This is a genomic window from Pedobacter sp. KLB.chiD (assembly GCF_047040275.1).
Taxonomy (GTDB): domain Bacteria; phylum Bacteroidota; class Bacteroidia; order Sphingobacteriales; family Sphingobacteriaceae; genus Pedobacter.
This window is the reverse complement of sequence record NZ_CP178207.1, coordinates 4,642,494-4,661,400: the sequence shown is the minus strand read 5'-3', so window position 1 is coordinate 4,661,400 and position 18,907 is coordinate 4,642,494. Positions and strand designations below refer to the sequence as shown.

At 40.5% G+C, this 18,907-nt stretch carries 12 protein-coding genes and 2 tRNA genes; 5 read left to right on the top strand and 9 right to left on the bottom strand.

Going from position 1 to position 18,907, the window contains the following annotated elements:
• Nucleotides 1–107: 107 nt before the first annotated feature.
• The 5 genes from ACK1I8_RS19230 to ACK1I8_RS19210 all read right to left on the bottom strand — a co-directional run bounded on the left by ACK1I8_RS19230 (nucleotide 108) and on the right by ACK1I8_RS19210 (nucleotide 4,967).
• Nucleotides 108–181, bottom strand: a tRNA-Asp gene (locus tag ACK1I8_RS19230).
• A gap of 264 nt (nucleotides 182–445) precedes the next feature.
• A complete protein-coding gene (locus tag ACK1I8_RS19225) occupies nucleotides 446–1,567 on the bottom strand; it encodes a DUF4932 domain-containing protein (protein ID WP_412466892.1) in 1,122 nt (373 codons plus the stop codon).
• Nucleotides 1,568–1,722: 155 nt separating this feature from the next.
• Nucleotides 1,723–1,796: transfer RNA gene (locus ACK1I8_RS19220), tRNA-Asp, on the bottom strand.
• Nucleotides 1,797–1,899: 103 nt separating this feature from the next.
• Nucleotides 1,900–2,973, bottom strand: a complete 1,074-nt coding sequence (gene prfA / locus ACK1I8_RS19215) for a peptide chain release factor 1 (RefSeq protein WP_293785475.1) — start codon at nucleotides 2,971–2,973, stop codon at nucleotides 1,900–1,902.
• A 1,244-nt stretch (nucleotides 2,974–4,217) separates the two neighbouring features.
• Nucleotides 4,218–4,967: a UDP-2,3-diacylglucosamine diphosphatase gene (locus ACK1I8_RS19210; protein ID WP_412466891.1), complete on the bottom strand. Its 750-nt coding sequence runs from the start codon at nucleotides 4,965–4,967 to the stop codon at nucleotides 4,218–4,220.
• Nucleotides 4,968–5,103: 136 nt separating this feature from the next.
• Here ACK1I8_RS19210 and ACK1I8_RS19205 point away from each other — a divergent pair, with 136 nt between their 5' ends.
• The 3 genes from ACK1I8_RS19205 to ACK1I8_RS19195 all read left to right on the top strand — a co-directional run bounded on the left by ACK1I8_RS19205 (nucleotide 5,104) and on the right by ACK1I8_RS19195 (nucleotide 8,995).
• Nucleotides 5,104–7,230 carry a prolyl oligopeptidase family serine peptidase gene (locus ACK1I8_RS19205; RefSeq protein ID WP_412466890.1) on the top strand — a complete coding sequence of 709 codons (2,127 nt, stop codon included), beginning with the start codon at nucleotides 5,104–5,106 and terminating at the stop codon, nucleotides 7,228–7,230.
• 391 nt (nucleotides 7,231–7,621) lie between these two features.
• Entirely contained in the window at nucleotides 7,622–8,632 is a 1,011-nt protein-coding gene (locus tag ACK1I8_RS19200; protein ID WP_412466889.1) for an NAD(P)/FAD-dependent oxidoreductase, read from the top strand.
• Nucleotides 8,633–8,668: 36 nt separating this feature from the next.
• Complete coding sequence (locus tag ACK1I8_RS19195) at nucleotides 8,669–8,995, top strand: 2Fe-2S iron-sulfur cluster-binding protein (RefSeq protein WP_025141835.1); 327 nt, start codon at nucleotides 8,669–8,671, stop codon at nucleotides 8,993–8,995.
• Nucleotides 8,996–9,493: 498 nt separating this feature from the next.
• Here ACK1I8_RS19195 and ACK1I8_RS19190 read toward each other — a convergent pair whose 3' ends face one another.
• The 4 genes from ACK1I8_RS19190 to ACK1I8_RS19175 form a co-directional block, all read right to left on the bottom strand.
• Complete coding sequence (locus ACK1I8_RS19190) at nucleotides 9,494–12,100, bottom strand: glycoside hydrolase family 2 protein (protein ID WP_412466888.1); 2,607 nt, start codon at nucleotides 12,098–12,100, stop codon at nucleotides 9,494–9,496.
• Nucleotides 12,101–12,421: 321 nt separating this feature from the next.
• Nucleotides 12,422–13,747 (bottom strand): alpha-L-fucosidase, encoded by a 1,326-nt coding sequence (locus ACK1I8_RS19185; protein WP_412466887.1) that lies wholly within the window; start codon nucleotides 13,745–13,747, stop codon nucleotides 12,422–12,424.
• A 17-nt stretch (nucleotides 13,748–13,764) separates the two neighbouring features.
• Complete coding sequence (locus ACK1I8_RS19180; protein ID WP_412466886.1) at nucleotides 13,765–15,456, bottom strand: S41 family peptidase; 1,692 nt, start codon at nucleotides 15,454–15,456, stop codon at nucleotides 13,765–13,767.
• Between the two features lie 337 nt (nucleotides 15,457–15,793).
• Nucleotides 15,794–16,009, bottom strand: coding sequence for a hypothetical protein (locus ACK1I8_RS19175; protein ID WP_010599278.1), 216 nt, complete (start codon nucleotides 16,007–16,009; stop codon nucleotides 15,794–15,796).
• A 252-nt stretch (nucleotides 16,010–16,261) separates the two neighbouring features.
• On the opposite strand from ACK1I8_RS19175, the gene ACK1I8_RS19170 reads away from it, so the two are divergent.
• Nucleotides 16,262–16,864, top strand: coding sequence for a porin family protein (locus ACK1I8_RS19170; protein ID WP_412466885.1), 603 nt, complete (start codon nucleotides 16,262–16,264; stop codon nucleotides 16,862–16,864).
• 184 nt (nucleotides 16,865–17,048) lie between these two features.
• Nucleotides 17,049–18,881, top strand: coding sequence for a PQQ-binding-like beta-propeller repeat protein (locus ACK1I8_RS19165; RefSeq protein ID WP_412466884.1), 1,833 nt, complete (start codon nucleotides 17,049–17,051; stop codon nucleotides 18,879–18,881).
• Nucleotides 18,882–18,907: the final 26 nt, after the last annotated feature.

The window sequence follows — 18,907 nt, the reverse complement described above, 5'->3', positions numbered from 1 at the left end:
AAATTGCCACTTTCCTTACGAAGAATAAATAATTTAGTGTTTCCAGAAAACAAAAAAAGCCTGCAAAAATTTCGTTTACAGGCTTTTAATTGAAATAAACTTTTTCGCGGAATGGACGGGACTCGAACCCGCGACCTCCTGCGTGACAGGCAGGCATTCTAACCAGCTGAACTACCACTCCTTTTGTTCTCTTTAAAGTTTGAACCTCTTCTCCTTTTCAGGACTGCAAATATAGGCACTATATTGAGTTTATCACCATAGTAGCCGACTTTTTAATCAATAATTGTGTAACAGACTGAGCCTCATCCCAAATATTTACTTAGACCTGCTATAAAACCACAAGCCTTAACTTTCTTTCATAACGACACATTAATACTTTCTGATCATCCTTAATATTTACCAAGAGACAGCCCTTAATTACTAAACTAAAGGATACTTCATTGAGCTACTTGTCCAATAGCTCCAGTAGTTGCGGATACAAATCATCAATCTTTTTATCAGGAGCTGCCGATCTTACCTTCTCCAAACATGATGTAAATAGCTCCATTTTCGGGAAGCCACGCGCTGTCATCAAACTAATCACATTATTTCGGGTTTCAGCATAAAGCGCTTCACTATAATTGTCCTTGCAATAGATCAAAAAAGCCCCAAAAGTCATGTACTCGTTGAATACCTGGACAGGGGTTGGATAAGCAAAGGTACCCTCGGCTTTCTCATTCACCCACGTTACCCGGTTTTTAAATACGCTATCTATTACAGTTTTATTGGCCTCTGATGGTGTACCAACATAATTATGGTCTATTTCTGAAAACATCACCCTTGTGTTGAAAAGTTCGTTTTGAATAGCCGAAAGTTTAGGATCATGATCAAGCATGGGAAGTACCATCACGATCTGCCTAAAACCTTTGTCTTTAAATTCAGTGGTATAATTAAGGCCGTTGATAAGGGGCGAGCACAGGATCAGATAGCTGTTGATGTGGGTTTTAAAGTTCTTTTCGAGCCATTTCCACTGTTTGTCCAGGTTTACACCGGATTTATAATCTGCAATTATTTTTTTATAATATGGCTTTTTCCGACTATAGAAATCCAGGAACTGCGATTTTTTAGCGAACGCTTCGATATCTTTTCTATAGGTATCCAACGGATTGGTATTGATCACCATATTAGCCACCCCCCTCGCCGGAAAAATATAATTAGGATTACGCTTTAATGTAGTTCCCGATAAATCATAAGACATTGCATTTCCGGAGATGAAAATATAATGATAGAGCGAAACATTCAGTAGAGAATCAAAGGTTTTTATGATGGGTTCGTTTGCATACGGCTTAAAATGTTTAAGTACATCCTGATAATAGCTACCACTTTGATTCACCATATCATCATTGCTAAGTCCGGTTTTGGTAATAGCCAGCATAATATGCAGCAGCTCTTTAAGGGGAGGGATCTCTATGCGGGATTTACCGTTGTTTGCTCTTTGGAAGGCTTTGTCAAAGCTTGCTTTTTCCTGCGCATTGGCGCATAATAAACCTGTTGTAAGTAACAACAGTAGAATGGTAATTTTTTTCACTAGGTTTTACGGCGTAGTTTAGATTGTTGTCGTTGTGATGCAAAAATAAAAAAATCAACCTTTAAATATCACAGCGATGTGATTTGAATTTGGATTATCTTCACAAATCGTAAAAACAAAAAAGCCTCAACTTTCGCAAGTTAAGGCTTTTGTTGCGGAATGGACGGGACTCGAACCCGCGACCTCCTGCGTGACAGGCAGGCATTCTAACCAGCTGAACTACCACTCCTTTTGTTCTTCTTTAAAGTTCGAACCTCTTCTCTCTTTCGAGGTTGCAAATATAGAGACTATATCTTAATTCGCAAACTTTTTTTTAAAAAATATTTAACCCCTTAACCCACAGCACCTTCCTGCATCTTCTCTGCATTTTCAGCAAACTGAAGTGCATCAATAATTTCCTGAATGTCGCCATCCATAATAGCTGGCAGGTTATACATCGTTAAGCCAATACGGTGTTCAGTAACACGGCCCTGAGGGTAGTTATAAGTTCTGATCTTGGCCGAACGGTCGCCGGTTGAAACCATTGTTTTACGTTTAGCAGCAATATCACCATTCTTTTTCTGCAATTCGATGTCATAAAGTTTACTCCGCAACATTTCCATCGCAATAATACGGTTACCCAATTGTGAACGCTCACGCTGGCACACCACTACAATACCCGAAGGCTTATGCGTTAACTGTACCTTGGTCTCTACCTTATTTACATTCTGCCCACCGGCACCGCCCGAACGTGAGGTCTGCAGTTCGATATCGGCAGGGTTAATATAAAGATCAATTTCCTCCGCTTCTGGTAAAACTGCTACAGACGCAGCTGAAGTATGTACACGGCCCTGAGTTTCGGTATCGGGCACACGCTGTACGCGGTGTACACCACTTTCGTATTTTAACTGGCCATAAACATCCTCACCGCTCACTTTTAAGATGACCTCTTTGTAACCACCCGCTGTGCCTTCCGTTACATCAACCACTTCAACACTCCAGCCTTTGGTTTCAAAATAGCGGGTGTACATGCGGTATAAATCGCCGGCAAACAAAGCTGCTTCGTCTCCACCAGTACCTCCACGGATCTCAAAAACCGCGTTTTTAGAATCTTCCGGATCCTTTGGAATTAACATCAAGCGGATATTGCTTTCCATTTCTTCCTGTTGTTTCAAGAGCAGATCAAGTTCCTCTTTTGCCATTTCGCGCATTTCAGGATCCTTTTCAGTAGCTAAAATCTCCTTGTTGGCATCAATATTACTCATCACATTTTTGTAGATTTTGTACTCGTCTACAATTTTGCCCAGGTCTTTATATTCTTTATTTAAAGCCGCAAACCGTTTCATATCCTGGATTACATCCGGATTGCTCAACGATTCTTCCACATCTTCCCAACGCAGCTTTATAGCTTCTAATTTATCTAACATATTTATTCTTGTTGAAATTCCCGATGGTTGGCATAGGCCCAAAAATTCAGGAAATGCAAAAATAAGGAAAAAAGATGAATTAGTTTGTTTAGGGAGGAGGGTTAATTGGTTAACGGTCAAAATCGGTTAATTGTAAAGGCATTAAGCAAAGTAATACGTAAAAAGGAAAGTTTTTATCATTAAGTTTTCGGAAATGAGCAGTTCTGATGCCATGGCGGCCAGCAGCCCCGCTATCCCTTCAAGTCCTCGCTGCGCTCCGGGCTTTACGTTTTATCGGGTTTAGGAACGAAACATGGTAGATTTAGCCTTAATGAAACCTCAAATAGTAGCACTGACCTGCCTATATAAACGGGATTGCAGTGGCAGCTCCCGATTTTTCATCGGGACTATAACGGAAAGCCCGGCGAACATTAAAAAATTTACAGACATTGCTTTCCTAAAACAGATATCAGTTTTTATTTTAAAATAGATTTAAACTTAAAAGCATTATTATGAGCTTCTGGAAATGAGCGGTTCCGATCCCATGGCGGCCAGCAGCCCCGCTATCCCTTCAAGTCCTCGCTGCGCTCCGGGCTTTACGTTTTATCGGGTTTAGGAACGAAACATGGTAGATTTTAGGCTTAATGAAACCTCAAATAGTAGCACTGACCTACCTATATAAACGGGATTGCAGTGGCAGCTCCCGATTTTTCATCGGGACTATAACGGAAAGCCCGGCGAACATTAAAAAATTTACAGACATTGCTTTCCTAAAACAGATATCAGTTTTTATTTCAAAAATAGATTTAAACTTAAAAGCATTATTTAGAGGTTTTGGAAATGAGCAGTTCCGCTACTATGGCGGCCAGCAGTCCCGCTATCACTTCAAGTCCTCGCTGCGCTCCGGGCTTTACGTTCTATCGGGTTTAGGAACAAAGGATGGTATAATTCCCACTTAATATCAACTCAAATAGTAGTAAATGGCTTAAGGGCGAAAGTATTATTTTAGAGGTTTTGGAAATGAGCAGTTCCGCTACTATGGCGGCCAACAGTCCCGCTATCCCTTCAAGTCCTCGCTACGCTCCGGGCTTTACGTTCTATCGGGTTTAGGAACAAAGGATGGTATAATTCCCACTTAATATCAACTCAAATAGTAGTAAATGGCTTAAGGGCGAAAGTATTATTTTAGAGGTTTTGGAAATGAGCAGTAAAAGTCCGAAGAACACTAAAAACTACAGGCATAGCGTTTCTCAAAAATAAAAAAACTATGGTTTTGGCTTATAGTATTCCAGCTTTAAATCTATCCCATCAAACACCCCGTAAGAGTTATAATTAAGCCACTCACCGATATTGACATACCGGCTACCGTTACCTAAATCAATATCGAGTGGCAAGTGTCTGTGCCCGAAAATAAAATAATCGAAATGAGCTTTCTGTAATTGTTCCTTCGCATAAATGGCCAGCCATTCTCTATCTTCTCCTAAAAAAACTTCCTTTTCCGTTTGTGCTGCCCTGCTACCCTGGCTCCATGCACTTGCAATACCAATACCGAGGTTTGGATGCAAGCGGGCAAATAACCACTGGCAAAGTTTACTTCTAAAAATCTTCCTCAAAAATTTATATTTATGATCTCCCGGGCCCAAGCCATCGCCATGATGCAGGTAAAATTTCTTTTCACCGCGTTCAATCACCAGTTCATCGCTGATGATTTCCATGCCGATTTCCCGGGTGAAATAACTGCGCACCCACATATCATGGTTACCTTTAAAAAAATAGATTTTTATTCCAGCATCTGCCATGGCAGCCAATTTGCCCTGCAAACGGATAAATCCCTTGGGAATCACTTTAGCATATTCGAACCAGAAATCGAAAATATCGCCCATTAAAAACAATTCACTACAATTTGGCTCAATAAAATTCAACCAACCTACAATCCGCGCTTCGCGGACACGGCTTTCAGCATAACTGGGCGTACCGAGATGGAAATCAGAAGCGAAGTAAATATTTTTTGCCATGGATATTCAAAGGTAAGGGAAAAAGACCAAAGCGGAAAGACAAAAGCCTAAAGCACTAAAAGCGAAGTAATCAAAAAATCTATGTAATCAACCCGAAAGAAAAAAGACATATATTAGTAAATAAATCTATTCAAAGATGAAAAAACAAATTCTATTAAGCTTATTTGCACTAAGCCTTTTTGCTTGTAACCAGGGCAAAAAACCAGCAGAAAAAATAACATTGATGAAATATCCTGAAACCCAAAAAGACAGCACAAAAGATAATTATTTCGGAACCACTATTGCCGACCCTTACAGGTGGTTAGAGAACGACACCTCGGCAGAAACAAAAGCTTGGGTAACAGCAGAAAACAAAGTCACTCAAAACTATCTTGAGCAAATTCCCTACCGTGCCGACATTAAAAAGCGCTTAACAGAATTATGGAACTACCCCAAAGAAAGTGCCCCCTTTAAAGTAGGCGAATATTATTTTTTCACCAAAAATGATGGCCTTCAGAATCAGAGTATCTGGTTTATTAAAAAAGGGCTGGACGGCAAAGAAGAGGTTTTTCTCGACCCCAATACACTTACCAAAGATGGTACAGCGGCGGTTTCACTGCTCGGTTTCTCTCACGATAAAAAATATCTGGCCTATTCGGTTGCGCAGGCCGGATCAGACTGGAGCAATATTTATGTAATGGATATTGCCAGCAAAACCAAATTAAGCGATGAGCTAAAGTGGACCAAGTTCTCTGGAGCGGCCTGGAAAGGTAATGGATTTTACTACAGTAAATTTGATGAGCCGGCCAAAGGAACCGATCTTTCTGCGGCCAATAAATTCCAAAAGGTGTATTTCCACAAATTGGGCGATCAGCAGCAGAAAGATCAATTGATTTTTGAAGACAAAACTAATCCGAATTTATATTTGGGCGCTACAATTACAGAAGATGAACGCTTTTTGGTGATTTATGCCAGTGCGGGTACTTCGGGCAATGCGCTGTACTACCAGGATTTAAAAGCACCGGATAGCAAAATCGACTTATTGATTAAAGGTTTTGAAAACAACCACAGCGTGATCGATAATGTTAGCGATAAATTGTTGGTGAATACCGATCTGGGTGCCGAAAACAAACAGGTGGTTTTGGTCGATCCAAAAAAGCCAGATCCGAAAAACTGGCAGAAAATCATCCCTGAATCGAAACTGGCTTTGGAGGGTATCGGAACCGGTGGAGGATTTCTTTGGGCTACCTATTTAAAAGATGCCAGCACCAGTATTATACAGTTTGATTTAACCGGCAAGAAAATTGGTGAAGTTAAACTACCGGCAATTGGAACCGTTGGAGGCTTTGGAGGCTACAAAGAGGATAAGGAATTTTTTTACACCTTTTCTAATTTTACTACTCCAGGCACCATTTACCGTTACAATGTAGAGAAGGCTGAATCGATTTTGTATAAAAAATCAGAATTGAAATTCGATACAGACGATTATGAAACCAAACAGGTATTTTATCCCTCAAAAGATGGCACAAAGGTTCCCATGTTTATCGTACACAAAAAAGGCCTCAAACTGGATGGCAACAATCCGGTCTATCTTTATGCATATGGTGGTTTCCAGGTGAGTTTAACGCCGGGATTCAGTCTCTCCAGGATGTTATTTCTGGAACGCGGGGGCATCTACGTTCAACCAAGCTTACGCGGAGGAAGCGAATATGGCGAAGCCTGGCACAAAGGTGGTATGTTAGCCAAAAAACAAAACGTTTTTGACGATTTTATTGCTGCTGCCGAGTACCTGGTAAAAGAAAAATATACCAATCCTGCGAAGATTGCGATTTCGGGAGGCTCAAATGGCGGTTTACTGGTTGGGGCCTGTATGACCCAACGGCCCGATCTATTTAAAGTAGCATTACCTGCTGTAGGCGTGTTAGATATGCTCCGCTACCACAAATTTACGGTTGGCTGGGGATGGGCAGTTGAATACGGCACCAGTGATAAAAAAGAAGACTTCGATTACCTGATCAAATATTCGCCGTTGCATAATATAAAAAGTGGCGTGAATTATCCGGCAACATTGATCACTACAGCCGATCATGATGACCGCGTAGTACCGGCACATTCATTTAAGTTTGCGGCTACTTTACAGGAAAAATATAAAGGCGAAAACCCGGTTTTAATCCGGATAGAAACTAATGCAGGTCATGGAGCAGGCAAACCCACCACAAAACTGATTGAAGAAGCAACCGATGTATGGAGCTTTGTATTTCAGAATTTGGGAATGAGGTGGTAGCGCCTTTTTTTGTCATTCTGAAGACAGTGAAGAATCTTTCTTATAGGGAGGATTTCATAGCAAACTTTAAAGAAACGTTCATCTGGACCGGAACGAAGTGGAGCGCCCACCTGCCCATACGGGCGGGGAGAGATCTATCTCGAGGCAGATTTCTCGACTGCGCTGCACTCCGCTCGAAATGACGATAACTATTGCAATTCGTTAATTCCCACTAAACCTATAGACCAATTATAATTTGCTTTATGACATGAAAAACCTTAAACTTTTGTTTTAGATAAGCGCTAAACATATAATATACTGAATATAATGGGATTGCAAAATTATCTAGAATATTTCTAAATAGCAGGATTGATAAGACTTTATTTTGTAACTTTGCATCAAATTTTTTTTAATGATCACTACTGATATAGCCATAATAGGCGCTGGTCCGGTTGGTTTATTTGCCATTTTTGAAGCCGGTTTGTTAAAAATGCGTTGCCATTTAATTGATTACCTTCCTCAGGTAGGTGGTCAGCTGTCTGAAATTTACCCTAAAAAACCGATTTACGATATCCCTGGTTATCCTTCTGTACTGGCTCAGGAACTTATCGACAATTTAATGGAGCAGGCTAAACCTTTCCATCCAACGTTTACTTTAGGCGAGCGTATTGAAGGTTTAGAAAAGCGTGGTGAAGCTGATTTTGTCTTAACCACCAATATGGGTACTGTTATCGAGGCTAAAGTTGTGGTTATTGCCGGTGGTTTAGGCTGTTTTGAGCCACGTAAACCCGCTGTAGAAAACTTAGAAAACTTTGAAAATGGTAAAGGTGTAAACTACATGATCCTTGATCCGGAGAAATACCGCGACCAGAAAATGGTGATTGCGGGCGGTGGAGATTCTGCTTTAGACTGGACCATTTATCTGGCTGAGGTTTGTTCTGAACTTACTTTGGTACACAGAAGCGAAAGTTTCCGTGGTGCTCCTGATTCAGTTGCAAAAGTAATGGCATTGGCAGAAAGCGGAAAAATCAACTTGATTTTAAACAGCAATCTTCAGGCCGTACACGGAACTGACAAGTTGGAGCAGGTTGAAATTGTTCAGAACCGCACCATGGAAAAAACAGTTGTGGAAGCCGATCACTTAATCCCTTTGTTTGGTTTGAGTCCTAAATTAGGCCCGATTGAGGATTGGAATTTAAACATCAGCAAAAGTGCAATTGAAGTAAATGTTGATGATTACTCGACCAATATCCCTGGTATTTACGCCATTGGCGATATCAACACTTATACCAATAAGTTAAAATTGATTCTTTGTGGTTTCCACGAAGCGGCATTGATGAGCCATAGTGCCTATTCTTACATGAACCCTGGTGTGAAATATACCATGAAATACACTACGGTAAACGGAGTTTCAGAATTTTAAGCTTTCTGTTATATTTGCGATAAGAAAGAGAGCAAAATGGAAAACAACATTAATATATATATGCAGGAGCCGGATGGCTCAGTAACAGAACACGTTGCACCGACAGACATGGGCTTAAGCCTGATGGAGTTTTTAAAAGCATCAGAATATGATATTCTTGCTACTTGTGGCGGAATGGCTTTATGTGCCACCTGCTGTGTGGATGTGCTGGAAGGCGAAGAAAAACTTAATGAAATGACAGACGATGAGTATGCCATGCTGGATACTTTGCCTGATCTGCTACCCAACTCGCGTTTGGCCTGCCAATTGCAGTTAAACAATAACATGGACGGGCTAAAAGTAAAGTTACACGGCGTAAGTTAGGTTGTAAAACATTTTATATAAAGAGGCGATGCGTAAAGTGTCGCCTTTTTTTAGGACTAGTCAGCAGGGATTTGTAATCTCGACAGCATGAGATCTGGATTTGCAGCCAATACCAGGAGACTTGCATTTTAATGTAGTTGAACAATAGTGGCGATAAAATCGTCTTTCTCAGCTACCCCTGGTTACGAACGAGGACAATAAGAATGAAAGCTGCTAACAGATTTGGGCGTTCCCTAAGCGGCGCAAAGGTCGGGCTTTTCAGGGCTCCGCTTTGCTCCGGTACCGATGAAGGACCGGTACTGAACCCTTACAATCCCTAACGCGGATCCCTCGCGATCTGGAGCAGCGCCCCCTTGTAGCTAAACCTGATAAAGCGGAAAGCCCGGAGCGCAGCGAGGACTTGCAGCGATAGCAGGGCTACCATCCGCCACGACAACAGAACCCATCATTTCCAAAAAACAATTAGGCAATCCATTTAAATTTGTAATACCGACTAACTTATTGAATATTTACCTTCTGCTTCTCTACATTCCAGCCGTACACCTCAACTGCCAAATTGCTTTGTTTTCCGGTATACTCTACAACTACTGTTTTACTTTCGCCGGGTAAAATGCTTACATAGTTATCATCATAAAATGCTGGTAATATACGGTCTCCGGTATTGCCATCTATTAAAGCAATACGGTTAAAAAACGCGACAGGATTTCCCGGTGCATTACTTAAGGTAACCGCTACTTTTCCATTTTTCTGATTGATGGCCACAATATTTAACGGTGTTTTTTTGATGTTCTTTAAACCGGAATATTCGCCATCTTTTCCGGGCAGCCAATAAAGGTTTTCACTTAAAATATTTTGCTTCTGATCCAAGATCCTTAACGAAACAAACACCCCTTCTTTTTTATCCAGTTTGGTTAAAAACTCATTCATAGGAAAAAGTCTTCTTACTGAAGATGGACCAACGGAATTAAAGACCTGAGAATAAAAATAATCTTTGCCATCCATATCATAAGCTTTTGCCTGCACCATCAGGTTATTTTTGGCAGTAAACCCATTATTTACAATCGTAACCATGCTATCCAAAGGATTCATCATTATGTGCAAAGGCTCACTTCCTTTCCTTAAGCCATATAAACACGCATTCGGATCAAGGTAATAATCATACATCTGCCCGCGCATGGCCGTCCAGGGGTTTTGCGTTTTCCAGATAATGGAACCCGTGTACCATTCCCACATTTTGTTTGAGAAGCCTTCCATCAAAGCCCTGTATTGATCATAATTGGCCAATTGAGCTTTCATCGCAAAATCTTCGGCACTTTTTGGCTTACCATACGGATTCAGGTATTGCTCATATGAGATATATTTGTGATAATCCCATACCGAATCCGGCTTGGCTTTGTATTGCGGTGCAATCAGGTTTTCTTTTGGGATAAAACGCAGCAGCGAAGCATAGTCTCCCACCCCTACCGAACCTACTTCAGAGTTGTAAGGAAAAGTTCGCGTTCCCCAGAAAGTTTTAATATCCTGAATACCGTAGGGCCCGTCGCCATTTCCGCCAATGGAATTGTACGACATTTCATCGCTGTTAGAAAAATCGAAAAACTTTCTGGTACCATCCAAGCGGGGGAGGATCTCATTTTTTAAAGGTTCCAAAATATCTTCTGGTGGGGTAATTTCATTCCCTCCACACCAAAAAGCAAGCGAAGCATGATTTCGGATCATCTTGATCTGATCTTCCATAGCAACTAAGGTGAGATGATGATCATCAGGATAATTTCTACGCGTCCATTGGTCTTCCTTTTTCATCGGATCTACCCAGCGGCCGTTACAATCGCCACTGAACCAGAAATCCTGAAAAACCAATAACCCATATTTATCGCAGGCATTGTAAAATTCAGGTCTTTCGAGAATTGCTCCACCCCAGATCCTGATGAGGTTGAGGTTCATATCTTTATGATAACGTACTTCTGCATCATAACGGGCATCGCTAAAACGGAGCATTGCATCACTGATGATCCAGTTACCTCCTTTAATAAAAATTTTCTGTCCGTTTACAAAAGCGCCCATACTCCTGGTATGTTCATTCCAGATGTTGTCAATCTGGCGGACACCCACTTTAAGCTGTTCTTGATCCAATACCTGATTGGCTGTTACAAATTCAATTTTTACATCATATAAATGCTGTGTTCCGTATCCGCTTGGCCACCACAATTTTGGATTTTCGATTTGTAAATCAGGAAGTTTAACCGTAGTAATTTTATTGGCTGCAACAGTTGCTGGCTGTTTAACCAATTTTCCAGCGATCTGATATTGTAAGATCCCTGAAACAGGCTGATTGGTGGGGTTTTCAACTTCAACCGAAACTTTAACCATAGCAGGATCCTGTTTGCCTTCCGGTAAACGTTTGCCCGGCACCAAAGTGATTACCTGTGGATTTTGAATATTAATGCTTTTGGTTTTCTCGATGGTTACCTTATCCCAGATACCTGTATTACGATCGCGGGTGGGTTGGATCCAGTCCCAACCTGCAGTATACTGGGTGGTTAAACCTTTGGCTATCGTTCCGTCGCCACCCTGGCCACCATTTGGGTTTCCCGGAAAATCTGGCGGATAAACAATTACAGCAAGCCTGTTTTTTCCATTGGGAGATAACAATTTTGTAATGTTATACTGCGCCCTGAGGTGCATGCCCACCTGCGTTTTCGGATTAACCTTTGTCCCGTTCAGATAAATTTCTGCTTTATAATTGATGCCCCTAAACTGTAGCCAAACCTGTTCTTTACCCACTGCCTGCTCCTGAAAATCTTTTACAAACCAATAGGTATAATAATCGCTGCCTGTTTTGTACACATCAGGAATCTTTTCGTTATTCATCCCGTAAAATGGATCAGGAATTTTTTTGTTGCTCAACAAAGTGGTCAAAACTGTTCCTGGAACTGTAGCAGGCAACCAACCGTTAATCGAAAAACCTGTTTTTGAGATTTCTAAACCAGAAGCATTTGCATCTTTAATATTGGTGCATACCCAACCCGAATTAAGCTCGTAACGTTGCTGCGCATTCACAATTAAGGCTATACAGCATAGGAGAAGTAGAAATATTTTCTTCATTTTTTGTTAAATAGAATTGATAAGGTTTTTCTGAATTGAATATATACTTACGATTTCCCGCAATAGATTATCGCACTAAAAGTAAAACGTTTTATAAATATTTTAACGTAAAAGGATCAAAAAAGTGTAGAATTTAAGTAAAAGCCCTGGATTTTAACCCGTTTTGGAAGAAAAAGGCTTTCAATTGCAGGCTGACCGCAATTAATAAACGACTGATCTGAAATTGAAAGGTAATATTTTACCATATCAGAACATTTAAACCTGGCAACCTTAAAACTAATTTAATAAAAGATCCTGACCAGGTTCAGGATCACGATTACTTTACCCAATCTCCAAAACAATCACCCGATCCGGTTCATCTGTGTTTTGGACCGTATTTATAGTTAGTTTCGACTTTTTAAAAATAAAATTTACTCCGCTTTTATCTTTTAGCAAATATGCTTTTTTAATTTTCTTTACCGGAACGTTTTCCAGATCAAGCTTAGCGGTTTTGCCATCTAAAATGTGAATATAAATTTTATTGTCAGTTTGCGTAATACTGCCCCAGCTTTGTGGTTTTATAAAACCTGCCTTTGTACCATAAATGCTTTCTCCATAAATTTTAAGCCAGGCACCCAAACCCGCCAAACGATCCCGGAACTCCGGCTGAATGCTGCCACTCGGCATCGGACCAATATTCAGTAAAAGATTGGAGCCTAAACTTGCTGCTTTAACCAACATATGAACCAGTTCTTTATCCGATTTATAATAGGTGTCGCTCAGATTATAGCCCCATGAATTTGAAATGGTTTCGCAGGTTTCGAGCGGTAGTTTATCTGATGCTTGCTGAAAACTTAAGCCAGATTTATTTTCGCCGGGAAGATCACGTTCGAACATCTGGAAATCTTCGCCTGCAAATGGCGTTAGGTGGTGGTTATTCCCAATCATGCATTGCGGCTGCAACTTGTGGATCAAACCATATATTTCATTGTATTTCCAATCAATCCTGGAGGTTCTGTCTTTCGATCCTTCCGGTTCGGTCTGATCCCAATGCCCATCGAACCAGATCCCCCCTATTTCGCCGTAATTGGTCAACAGTTCGGTTAACTGGTTTTTCATAAACTGTAAATAGCTGGCGTAATTGCCTTTTCCGGTACGGCCAGAGTTTTGTCCTGTACGACCAGTTTCATGTGGATAATCATCCCTACGCCAATCTAACAGGGAATAGTATAAATACAGTTGTATCCCCTGTTTATGGCATTCATCAGCCATCATTTTTACAATATCTTTTTTATAAGGGGTATTCATGATATTGAAATCAGAATATTTGGTATCCCACATGCTAAATCCATCATGGTGCCTGGTGATTAGCGTGATATATTTCATCCCGGAATTTTTTGCCATGCTTACCCACGCTGCGGCATTAAACTCAACAGGGTTGAAAAAATCTTTAAGGTTGGTATAGTTATGAACGGTCAGCTTTCTCTCGTTCATTACCCATTCGCCGCTTCCGGGTATACTAAAAGGCCCCCAGTGGATAAACAAGCCAAACCGGGCATCATTAAACCAGGCCCTCTGTTTTAAATTAGCGGCCGTTGGGGTATAATCCTGTGCTTTTAAGTGTAAGGCAATTATCAGTACAAGGCTCAGTATGGTGAATTTTTTCATGGTGACAGGAAGTAAGTTTAGTCTATTGATGCAGTGGCTTTAGTTGGTTTCCCAATCACCTTATAATTTCCGTCGCCTTTTAAAATGGCCAGCATCTGCGCCTGGTTGGCAAAAAGATTTTTAGCAGCAGCCAGTTCTTTATCGTATTGAAAGCTTTGCTCAATCCTTCCTTTTTCATAAAAATAGCGGCTCACGATCTGTGTTTCCAAAACCCTTTTAATTTCTGCTTTATGGCTAACCAAGTCGCTTTTTTTAGAAGAAGTCAGTTTATATTTAAGGTTTTCGAGGTCAGTTTTTACTTCTGCAGATTTATTTTCCTTTTCTGCCTCTTCACGCAGATCGGAAAGTAACCGTTCGGTACGGCTTTGGTAGGACAGGTCTTTATCTGCAAGGCTACCGGAGAAGGTGGCGTAATCTGCATCCGACAACTGAAAGGTTTTAGCCGAAGCTAATGTTGGTTTTTCTTTCCTGTATTGATTGGCATAGTTAAAGAAAAGGCTCTTATTGATCATCGAAATGGTAATCGGACTTAACTTGGCCGCATCCACCACAATATCAGGATAAACGCCGTTGCCACTATATACATTCCGGCCAGCTTTGGTCGGGTACATCACCATGGTAGAATCAGCAAAACGCTCGGCTACTCCGTCGGCATTTTTATGTGCATAATCCAGTTTCTGGATGCACCTGCCTGAAGGCGTATAATATTTGGCAACGGTTACTTTAACCAGGCTGTTATAAGGCAGGTTAAAAGTTTGCTGAACCAGGCCTTTACCGTAACTCCGCTGACCAATTACAATGGCACGATCTAAATCCTGCAGAGCACCCGCCACGATTTCTGATGCTGAAGCCGAATTCCCGTTTACAAGCACCACCAATGGAACTGATGTAGAAACCGGAGTTGAAAGTGTTTTATAGGCAATGGTTTTCTCTGCATTTTTGCCTTTTTGGGTTACAATAAGCTGATCTTTATTCACAAAAAGGTTCACAATTTTAACGGCTTCCTGCAAAATACCTCCACCATTGTTTCTTAAATCTAACACAACTCCTTTTGGATTTTCCTTTTGGATGGCCAGCAAAGCATCCTTAACCTCCTGTCCGGAGTTTTCCAGAAATTTATCAAGTTTGATATAACCAATTCCATCGCCTACCATCCCTGAATAAGAAACATTAGGCTGTTTTATTTCTTCGCGGACGAGCTTTTTGGTCATTTCTTTACCCTCTCTAATCAGCAGCAAATCTACCGCTGTTCCTTTGGGGCCACGCAGCAACTGACTAATTTCCTGACGATTTTTCCCCTTTACCGCAATTCCGTTAATGCTCACTACCTGATCGCCCGCTTTAATCTCGCTTTTATTGGCCGGGTAACCTTCACTGATATCGTTAATAAAGAGCTTCCCATCAATAAAAACAGTACTCGCACCAATGCCACCGTACTGCGTGCTCACATATTTTAATTTATAATCTTCAATTTCAGATTCAGGAACATACTCGGTATAAGGGTCCAGACTATCTAACATCGCATCAATACCGGTTTTCATCAATTGAGGGGCATTGGTATCATCAACATAATTGATGTTGATTTCTTTATAGAGCGATGCAAAAATATCGAGGTTTTTAGATACCAGGAATAAATCTTCTTTAAACGAAAAAGATAAAACAGCCACCCCAAAACCCGCTGCCAAAAGCCCATACTTTAATTTCTTCATTCCCCTTTTTATTTTAATTTCAATGGTGCAGATCAATAAATTATCGCCTGTTTGAAAGATTATTTAGTGATTATATACCATGTAAATGTACAAAAAGCGATAAATATAAAAAACGGCTCGCAGAGCGAAATGCGTAAATTGAGCGTTACGCAATAAGCGATTTAAACACCGGCATCAACGCCGGTCGGGATATTTAATGGTGTTTCTGTAAGCGCAACTAATCAAAGCTGGAATACTATTGTAAAAGTATTACGTTGTGCAACAGGGACAAAATGCATCGAGCAGCTTAGGTATAAATTGCCAAAAGAAAATTGAAATAAAAATGAAACGTGCTACCTTAAAGCCTGTTTCCTTTAGTATCGGCAAGTGCTTTTTGGATGGTAAATTCGATATAGGTACGGTCGCGTTTTACCAAACGCATTAAATCTTCAACCAATTGATCTTCTTTGCCAGGCGTAAATTCTAAAGGCTCGTTCGCCAGATCGCGGTATTTCCTTAAAAATTTGGTTTTTACCTTAAATGCGGTTTCGGAAGTAAGTTGAAAATTAGCCATGGCATATTTTATTTGATGCAAAAGTAAAAAATATTTGTTCAGGTTGATACCTTTTTATGTGACGGAATAAAAAAAGTTAGCTATTCGCAAAAAAAATTTGCACGATAATTGTGTTAAATGCGCATTATAAAACCAGATCCCGAAACAGAAAACCGCAAGGAGCATTGCAAAGAAACCATGAGAACAACATACACACATCGCATTTTCTACGCGCTGTTTTGGTATTATCACTAAAAAAACAAATTAAACAACATGAAAAAAATCATTTTCTCTATTGTTTTCCTAACCCTGGGTTGGGCAACATCAAAAGCACAAACTTTTAACCTGGGGGTTAAGGCAGGTGTAAATTTGGCTAAGTTAAATGCAGATTTTGCAAGTGAAGAAAACCGCTTAGGTTACCAGATCGGTGCATGGGCACGTATTGGCGGCGCCAGTTTGTTTGTGCAACCCGAGGCTTACATTGGCAGCAAAGGCAATAAATTTATCAGCATTAAACAGGATAATGGTAATGAGGTATCTGCAGAAGGAAAAGTAAAATTTACCACTTTGGATATCCCTGTTTTATTGGGAACCAAATTTGGTGCTAAAAATTTAAACTTCCGCTTAATGGCCGGCCCGGTTATTTCATTTGTTTTGGATGAAAATTCATCCTTTAGTTCCGCTTATCAGCAAGCAACAGATTTTGACAATTACAAAAACCAGGCATTGGGTTTACAAGCTGGAGCAGGTGTAGATGTAGGCAACATATCGGTTGATTTACGTTATGAAGCTGGTTTATCGAACATCAGCAAAAGCGAAAAATACAGCCAAAAACCAAACCTTTTTCAATTGAGTTTAGGGTTTAAGATTTTGTAGTTTTTACAACAGAGCAAGTAAAAAAAGGCGACCAATGGTCGTCTTTTTTATTGAAATCATTCTGAAAATAAGAAAACCGTTTTTCAACTTCCAGCAACACCTTTATTAACATGTAATATTGGCATTACAGGCCGGTTTTAACCCAAAAAATATCGATTTTTATGGAAACGATTAGCTAAAAAAAATGAAACATTCCATTCTTTTACTTTTTGCTGTTCTTCTGTCGCTCGCGGTAAAAGCCCAAAATTTCAAATATGCTTTTGTAACTGATACACATGTTGGCTCATCGACAGGTGAAGAAGACCTGACAAAAACCGTTGCAGATATAAACAATTTAAACGATATAGATTTTGTGATTATTACCGGCGATATAACCGAAATGGGCACCAATAATGAACTTAAACTAGCTAAAAATATCCTATCCAAGCTAAACAAGCCCTATTATGTTATCCCTGGAAATCACGATACAGGCTGGTCAGAATCTGGAGGAGTAAATTTCATCAAAGAATTCGGTAATGATAAGTTTATGTTTGACCATAATGGTTATCGCTTTATTGCCTGCGCCTCCGGACCTTATGTGCGGATGAGTGACGGGCATATCCCAAGAGACGCAACCGTTTGGTTAGATAGCGTTCTTAAAGCCACCCCTAAAAATATGCCTATTGTTTTTGCCAACCATTACCCACTGGATAACAGTTTGGACAATTGGTACGAAGCAACAAACCGGTTAAAGAAATATAACATCCAATACGCCATATGTGGCCATGGACACAACAACCACCCTTACAATTTTGAAGGCATTGATGCCACTATGGGCCGTTCCAATTTAAGGGCAAAAGATAGTATTGGCGGATACAACATTGTAAGCATGACAAAAGATAACGTATTTTTTCAGGTCAAAAAACCGGCACAGCAAATTCTTCCGGTTTGGCGCAAAATCGCTTTAAAAACCTTTGTACCAGATCAGAGACAATACGAAAGGCCTAATTTTGCGGTTAATCGTCAATATCCGGCTACGAAAGAAATCTGGTCTTACCACTCTAATGCCAATGTGGTAAATACTCCTGCATTTGCTTCCAAAAATATCATTTTCGGAAACAGCTTAGGTTTGGTGGAAGCCTTAAATAAAAATACAGGCAAAAAAGTATGGACCTTTAAAACTAAAGGAGCCATCTACTCTTCTCCGGTAGCCGTTAATGGAACAGTTATTTTAGGTTCGGGGGATGGAAACATTTATGCGCTGAATGCCAAAACAGGAAAGGAAATCTGGCATAAAGAAACAGCGAATTCGGTATTGGGGTCGCCAGTGATTAACGGACAGCAGGTGTATATTGGCGGCAGCGACAATACTTTCAGGGCACTGGATGTTAAAACTGGAAAAGAAATATGGACTTTTAATGAAGTTGAGGGTACCATAGTTGGCAAACCACTGATTTACCAGGGTAAAATTATCTTTGGATCGTGGGGCAGACATCTTTATGCGCTCGATATCAAAACCGGAAATTTACTTTGGAAATGGAACAATGGCCAGGCTAACCGGATGTTCTCGCCGGCAATGGTAACACCTGTGGCCTATCAGGGTATTGTGTATATTGCTGCTCCAGACCGGTACTTAACCGCTATTGATGCGAAAAACGGCAGTACGCTTTGGCGCAACAAGGAAGCTACAGTCCGCGAATCAATTGGCCAATCGGCAGATAGCACTGTTATTTACGGAAAAACCATGCAGGATGAAATTGTGGGATATAAAGCGCAAGCACAGGATCCAGGAATTTTATGGCGTTATAATGCCGGATTTGGGTATGAACATGTCCCTTCTATGTTGATCGAAAAAGAAGGAAAAGTATTTTTCGGCACAAAAAACGGTGTGGTTTACGCTATAGATCCTAAACAGCAAAGCACAGTTTGGGCACATAAAATAGATAACTCAATGGTAAACACCGTGAATGTGATTGATGGTAAAAACGTCCTCGTCAGCACGATGGATGGTAAAGTGGTTTGGTTACAAACGAAATAGGATTAAAAGATTATAAAAAAGCCTCC